At 71.3% G+C, this 6,388-nt stretch carries 5 protein-coding genes; 1 reads left to right on the top strand and 4 read right to left on the bottom strand.

Features of this window, described 5'->3' with window-relative positions; translation table 11 throughout:
• Nucleotides 1-605: 605 nt before the first annotated feature.
• From ABZ459_RS04720 to ABZ459_RS04705, 4 genes are all read right to left on the bottom strand, one after another.
• Nucleotides 606-1,400, bottom strand: coding sequence for a septal ring lytic transglycosylase RlpA family protein (locus ABZ459_RS04720; RefSeq protein ID WP_357965827.1), 795 nt, complete (start codon nt 1,398-1,400; stop codon nt 606-608).
• A gap of 850 nt (nt 1,401-2,250) precedes the next feature.
• Nucleotides 2,251-3,774, bottom strand: coding sequence for an ATP-dependent DNA ligase (locus ABZ459_RS04715; RefSeq protein WP_357965824.1), 1,524 nt, complete (start codon nt 3,772-3,774; stop codon nt 2,251-2,253).
• A 109-nt stretch (nt 3,775-3,883) separates the two neighbouring features.
• Nucleotides 3,884-4,258, bottom strand: a complete 375-nt coding sequence (locus tag ABZ459_RS04710; RefSeq protein ID WP_352357863.1) for an FKBP-type peptidyl-prolyl cis-trans isomerase — start codon at nt 4,256-4,258, stop codon at nt 3,884-3,886.
• A 136-nt stretch (nt 4,259-4,394) separates the two neighbouring features.
• Entirely contained in the window at nt 4,395-5,834 is a 1,440-nt protein-coding gene (locus tag ABZ459_RS04705) for a GuaB1 family IMP dehydrogenase-related protein (protein WP_357965821.1), read from the bottom strand.
• Nucleotides 5,835-5,930: 96 nt separating this feature from the next.
• Between ABZ459_RS04705 and ABZ459_RS04700 the strand changes: the two genes are divergently transcribed.
• On the top strand, nt 5,931-6,383 hold the full coding sequence (locus tag ABZ459_RS04700; RefSeq protein WP_357965819.1) for an effector binding domain-containing protein: 453 nt from the start codon (nt 5,931-5,933) through the stop codon (nt 6,381-6,383).
• Nucleotides 6,384-6,388 lie beyond the last annotated feature (5 nt).

Genomic DNA, 6,388 nt, shown 5'->3' with positions numbered 1-6,388 from the left:
GGCCCAGAACCCACTCCCGCAGACACTTACCGCTTAACCTGCAGAAATAGGATCACGCGAAGATCGACTCATACACCACGTCCGTGGACGTGACCCCTCCGAGGATCTGGATCAGGACCAAGAGATGTCGGGGCCGGGAACTCCGATTGGGCCCGAAGGACGTCGGGGGACGTCCGGGAATGGGGGAGACCGAGGGATCCGGGGCAGGCCCGGCGATATCGGGCCCGAGGGATGTCGGGGGACGTCCGGGGGATCCGGGGCAGGCGCCGCGATATCGGGCCCGAGAGACGTTGGGGGACGTCCGGGGCAGTCGGGGGACCTTCGGGGGCTTGGGGGCGCCCCCGGGATATCAGGGGCCGGGGGATTCGGGCCGGGGGCCCGAGACATCGGAACCGCGGTATCGGGACCGCGATCCACGAAACATCCGGGGGAGCGGCTCAAGGGCTGCCGGGGGACGTCCGAGGATATCGGGGGACGTCTTCGGGCTATCGGGGGTCAGGGGCGGGGCATTTGTGGGGGTTCGTGGGGGCGTGCTGAGGAGGGTCCGGCCCGCCCCCCCGGGTGACGAACGAGCGGGGGCGGGGCCGAGGAGAGACCGGAGTCGGTCAGCGGGCCAGGACTTCGTAGCGGACGGTCATCACGCCCGCGCCCAGGCTGCCGATCGCGTCGAACGCGGCCGTGGAGAGGTCGAGGCACCGACCGCCCACGTACGGGCCGCGGTCGTTGATGCGTACGGTGACCGACGAGCCGTTACGCGGGTTGGTGACGCGGACGCGGCTGCCCAGCGGGAGGGTCTTGTGGGCGGCGGTCATGGCGGAGGGGTTGAAGCGTTCGCCACTGGCCGTCATCTGGGGCTCGCCGTAGTACGAGGCGCCACACGTCCCGGAGGACAGGACGCGGACCTTCGGCTTCGTGGCCCGGAGCTTGACCGGTTTGACGGTCTTGGCCGTCTTCTTCGCCGTGTCGGACGCTGTCGTGTCGGATGCCGCCGTCTCGGACGTGGCTGTGTCGGAGGCCGACGTTTCGGTGGCGTCGGGCCGGGCGGCGGCGGGGGCCTTCGGCGCGGGGGTGCCGTGCGGGGAGTTCGGGACGCCCTTCGCGCTCGGCCCCGAAGCGGTGGAGGTCGAGGCGCTGGGGCTCGAAGCCGTGGGAGCCGGGGTGGTGGTCCTGGCCTGGGAGACGTTGGCCGCGACCGGCGGGTTGGGGGTGCCGGTGGACGTGGTCGCCGTGGCGGCGTCCTTGGCGGCGGTGGTGCTGGGAGCGTCGTTGCCGACGGCGGCCCAGGCGGTGGTCGATGCGGCGGCCACTACGGCGGCCCCAGCGGCGATGGCGGTCCAGCGGCGCTTGCCCGGTGAGAGCTTGCGGTCGTTGGGGGACGATTTGTGGGAGTGCTGGCCCAAGGTAAACCACGGTCCTAGCTAGGGGACAGGAAAGGGAAAGGCCAGGTCAAGGGGGGTGAGAGGCGTGTGACGGCCTGTCCGCCCGCAAGGGAGGGGGATCCGGCGGGCGAGGACGAACATATGCGACAAACAGCAGGTAAAGACAACTTAATGCGACATACAGTGACATATCTCACTTAAGGGCGCAAGAGGCCCAGAACGCCGAGCGTACGCCGAGGATCTTGGGGTTTCTGGAGAACGGCAGAACTCGTCTAACACCACACCTCAGGCCATTCCGACCTCAGACCGCGAACGGCCCAACCTGACCTAAGGCCGCGAACGGCCCCACGCGAACTCAGGGCGCGAATGGCTCAACTCAGCCTCGGGTCATGACCGAGGGAATCCGCCCGCGCCATGAACAGAGGGCCCCGGTGACAAGACCGCCAGCCCCTCCTCACCGCTCTTCAGTCGCCGCTCTGCCTGCTCCTCGCGTGTGCAGTCCGTCCGGAGAGGGTGTGCGGGGGGATGTGGTGGCAAGGAGGGGAATCCCTGCTCGCCGGCCTTTGCGTGCTGCTCTGCCTACCCACTGGGCAGTCCGGCGGCGGGTGCAGGGATGCGGTGGCAAGGTGGGCAATCCCTGCTCACCGCCTTGGCGTGCCGCTCCGCCTGCGTCTGGGGCGTGCAGTCTGTTCGCGGGAGGGTGTGCGGGGGCTGCGGTGGTAAGGCGGGGCAGCATTTCATCTCTCCCGGACGTACTGTCCGTTCGGGAGAGGGAGCAGCGGGGGGATTCGACGGCAACGCCGGGCAAAGCCCTCGCCTACCTCTACGTGCCGTCGCCGTTCCGGACGTACAGCCCGGCAAAGCGCGGGGGTCAGAGCATGAGGGAGCGGACGGTGGCTACGGTGTCGGCGTCCTCGGGGCGTTTGTCCGGGCGGTAGCGCAGCACCCGGGCGAAGCGCAGCGCCATCCCCCCGGGGTAGCGCGGCGAACGCTGCACGCCGTCGAAGGCGATCTCCACGACCAGTTCGGGCCGCAGCTTGACCGCCCATTCGTCGGTGGGGCCGTCGGCGAGTTCGAGGAAGCGTTCGGTCTGCCAGGCCAGCAGCTCGTCGGTGAGCCCCTTGAACGTCTTGCCGAGCATGACGAACCCGCCCTCGGGATCGCGCGCGCCCAGGTGGAGGTTGGACAGCTTGCCCTCGCGCCGGCCGTGGCCCCACTCGGCCGCCAGGACCACCAGGTCAAGTGTGTGCCGGGGCTTGACCTTGATCCAGCCCGCGCCGCGTCGGCCGGCCGCGTACGGGGAGGACAGGGACTTCACCACCAGGCCCTCGTGGCCCGCCTTGACCACGTCGGTGAAGAACTTCTCCGCCTCGGCCACGTCGGCGGTGATCAGCCGCGGCGTCAGCAGGCCGGGCGGGACGGCGCGGGCCAGGGCCTCCTGGCGCTGCGAGTACGGCAGGTCTAGCAGGTCGGCGCCGTCGGCGCGCAGCGCGTCGAAGAAGAACACGCTGAGCGGGGTCTGCTCGCGCAGCCTGGCGACGTCGGTCTTGCTGGAGACGCGGCTCGCGGTCACCTGGAACGGGTGGGGACGCCCGTCCGGCCGCAGCGCGAGGACCTCGCCGTCGAGCACCAGGTCGGCGGAGTCGAGCCCGAGCACCGCCTCGACCAGCTCGGGCACCTGCGCGGTGATGTCGTCGAGGGTGCGGGTGAAGACCCGCACCTGCGTGCCCGAGCGGTGGGCCTGCACGCGTACGCCGTCGAGCTTCCACTCCAGGGACGCGGGCGAGCCGGCCTTCTCCAGCGCGGCGGCCACGTTGGGCGCGCTGCCGGCGAGCATGGGGGAGACCGGCCGCCCCACCTCCAGCTTGAACGCGTGCAGCGCCGCCACGCCGCCCGTCAGCGCCGCCGCGCCCACGGCGGGCAGCCAGCCGCGCAGGGTGAGCGCCCGCCGCACGTCGGCCGACGGCGCGCCGGACGCCTTGGCCAGCGCCTCGATCATCACGCCGTCGAGGGCGCCCTGGCGCAGCTCGCCGTTGAGCAGCCTGCGCATGAACTGCTGCTCCTGGCTGGTCAGCCCGGCGAACAGCTCGGCGACCAGCGCCCTGCGCGCCGCCTGCGAGCCGGGGCCGGAGACGGCCTTGATCCGGGTCAGCAGCGCGTCGACGGCTGTGAGGGTGGCGGTGGCGGCGAGTTTGGGCTGGGGGACGTCCTCCAGCGAGCGCCAGCCCACGCCGATCTGGCGTTGCGGCAGGTCGCCCGACAGGTAGGCGATGGCGATCTCCGCCTCGTCCGGGCCGACCCGGGCGAGCAGCTCGGCCAGATGCCCGACCTTGCCCAGCCGTGCGGAGGTGCGCGTCACCGCGTCGGAGGTCCGGACCACGTCGATCAGAAGCACACCGCTATCGTGCCTCACCACGCCGACATTTCCCCACCCGATATGTCCCGGGTTTTCCAAAGCAGGGGTAGCCGGGCGGGCCGCCGTCGGCGGCCCGCCCGTTCCCGGTCTAGCTGACGCCGAGCAGGTCGACCACGAAGATCAGCGTCTCGCCGCCCTTGATGCGCGGCGGCGCGCCACGGTCGCCGTAACCGAGGTGCGGCGGGATGACGAGCTTGCGACGGCCGCCGACCTTCATCCCGGCGACCCCGCGGTCCCAGCCCGCGATGACGCGGCCGCCCCCGAGCGGGAACTCGAACGCCTGGCCGCGGTTCCACGACGCGTCGAACTCCTCCCCGGACGAGAACGAGACACCCACGTAGTGGACGCTGACGTTGTGGCCCGGCTTGGCCTCGGGGCCAGTGCCTTCGACGAGGTCGACGATCTCCAGGTCGGCGGGCGGGTTGCCCTCGGGGAAGTCGATCTCGGGCTTCTCGAGTGCCACGAATGTGCTCCTGTTGACGGTGACAATGACCCGACGACTCTATGCCGTCGGGGTACGGCCGTCGTTCATGGCCGCCTCTTCTCCCGGCGCCGGGCCGCTCGGCGGGCGCGTCGCCGGGGGCACCGGCGCCGGGAGGTCACCAGCTCTGGTGGAGCGGCATGCCCTCCGCGTAGCCGGAGGAGCTCTGGATGCCGACGACGGCCTGCTGGTGGAACTCCTCCAGGTTCGCCGCGCCCGCGTACGTGCACGACGACCGCAGGCCCGCGACGATCCCGTCGATCTGGTCCTCCACGCTGGGCCGCTTGGGGTCAAGGTACATGCGCGAGGTCGAGATGCCCTCCTCGAACAGCGCCTTCCTGGCCCGGTCGTAGGCGGAGTCCTCGGCCGTCCTGAGCCGTACGGCCCGGGAGGAGGCCATGCCGAAGTTCTCCTTGTACTTGCGCCCGTCGGCGTCGGTGCGGGCGTCGCCGGGGGACTCGTACGTGCCGGCGAACCACGAGCCGATCATCACGTTGGACGCCCCGGCCGCCAGCGCCAGGGCCACGTCACGGGGGTGCCGGACGCCGCCGTCCGCCCAGACGTGCCTGCCGAGCCGGCGGGCCTCGGCCGAGCATTCGAGCACCGCCGAGAACTGCGGACGCCCGACGCCGGTCATCATCCGCGTGGTGCACATGGCGCCCGGCCCCACGCCGACCTTGAGGATGTCGGCCCCCGCCTCGACCAGGTCGCGCACGCCCTCGGCGGTCACCACGTTGCCCGCCGCGACCGGCACGCCGGGGTCGAGCGCCCGGACGGCGCGCAGGGCGGCGATCATCTTCTCCTGGTGGCCGTGGGCGGTGTCCACGACCAGGCAGTCGGCCCCGGCCTCCAGCAGCTCCTTGGCCTTGGCGGCGACGTCGCCGTTCACGCCGACGGCCGCGGCGATGCGCAGGCGGCCCTGGGCGTCGAGCGCGGGCTGGTAGAGCGTGGCCCGCAGTGCGCCCGTACGGGTGAGGATGCCGACCAGCCGGCCCTCGTCGTCCACGATGGGGGCGAGGCGGTGGCGGCCCTCGTGCAGGCGGTCGAAGGCGCCGCGCGGGTCGAGCCCGGCGGGCAGCGTGAGCAGCTCGCTCGACATGACCTCCGACAGCTGCGTGTACATGTCCACGCCCTGGCAGTCGGCCTCGGTCACGACGCCGACGGGCCGGTTGTCCCAGTCGACGACGATGACCGCGTTGTGGGCGCGTTTGGGCAGCAGTTGCAGCGCCTCGCCCACGGTGTCGTGCGGTGTGAGGGTGAGCGGCGTGTCGTGGACCAGGTCGCGCTTCTTGACCCAGTCGACCACGTCGGCGACGACGTCGAGGGGGATGTCCTGGGGGATCACGGTGATCCCGCCGCGGCGGGCCACGGTCTCGGCCATGCGGCGGCCGGCGACCGCGGTCATGTTGGCGACGACGACGGGGATCGTGGTGCCTGTGCCGTCGTTCGTGGAGAGGTCGACCGCGAGCCGCGATCCGACCGAGGAGCGCGACGGCACCATGAACACGTCGCTGTAAGTCAAATCGTAACGAGGCTCTTGGTCGTTGAGAAACTTCACGTTCATCCATCTTATGGGGTGACAGGTCTAACAAGGGGTTTCCCCCGTTCTCCGGGGCTTATGATCGGCCGGGGACACATTTGGGGGAGGTAGGTCGTGGACATCGTCGAACGGGCCGAGCTGACCGTCGTGGGCTTCGCCGTACGCACGACGAACGCCGACGAGGCGGATCCGGCCCGGGCCGCGCTGCCCGCGCTGTGGCAGCGGGCGGGCGCACCGGGGGCCTTCGCGCACGTGCCGGGCCGCATCGACGAGAACCTCTACGCGGTGCTGACCGACTACGAGAGCGACCACACCGGCGCCTACACGCAGATCGTCGGCATCGGCGTGCGCACGGTGCCGCGCCTGCCCGAGGGCATGGTGGCGGTGCGCGTGCCGGCCGCCAAGTCGATCAGGCTGGAGGCCCGCGGGCAGCTGCCGCAGGCGCTGATCGAGGCGTGGCAGCAGGTGTGGCGGCACACCGAGTCGGGTGGCCAGCCCTCCCGTGCCTTCACCACGGACCTGGAGGTCCATCACTTCGAGGGCGCCGACCTCTACGTGGCCGTCTAGGCCCG

It is taken from the genome of Nonomuraea sp. NPDC005692 (assembly GCF_040631115.1).
Taxonomy (GTDB): domain Bacteria; phylum Actinomycetota; class Actinomycetes; order Streptosporangiales; family Streptosporangiaceae; genus Nonomuraea.
The sequence above is the reverse complement of the archived record's forward strand: the minus strand, read 5'-3'. Positions and strand labels throughout refer to the sequence as shown.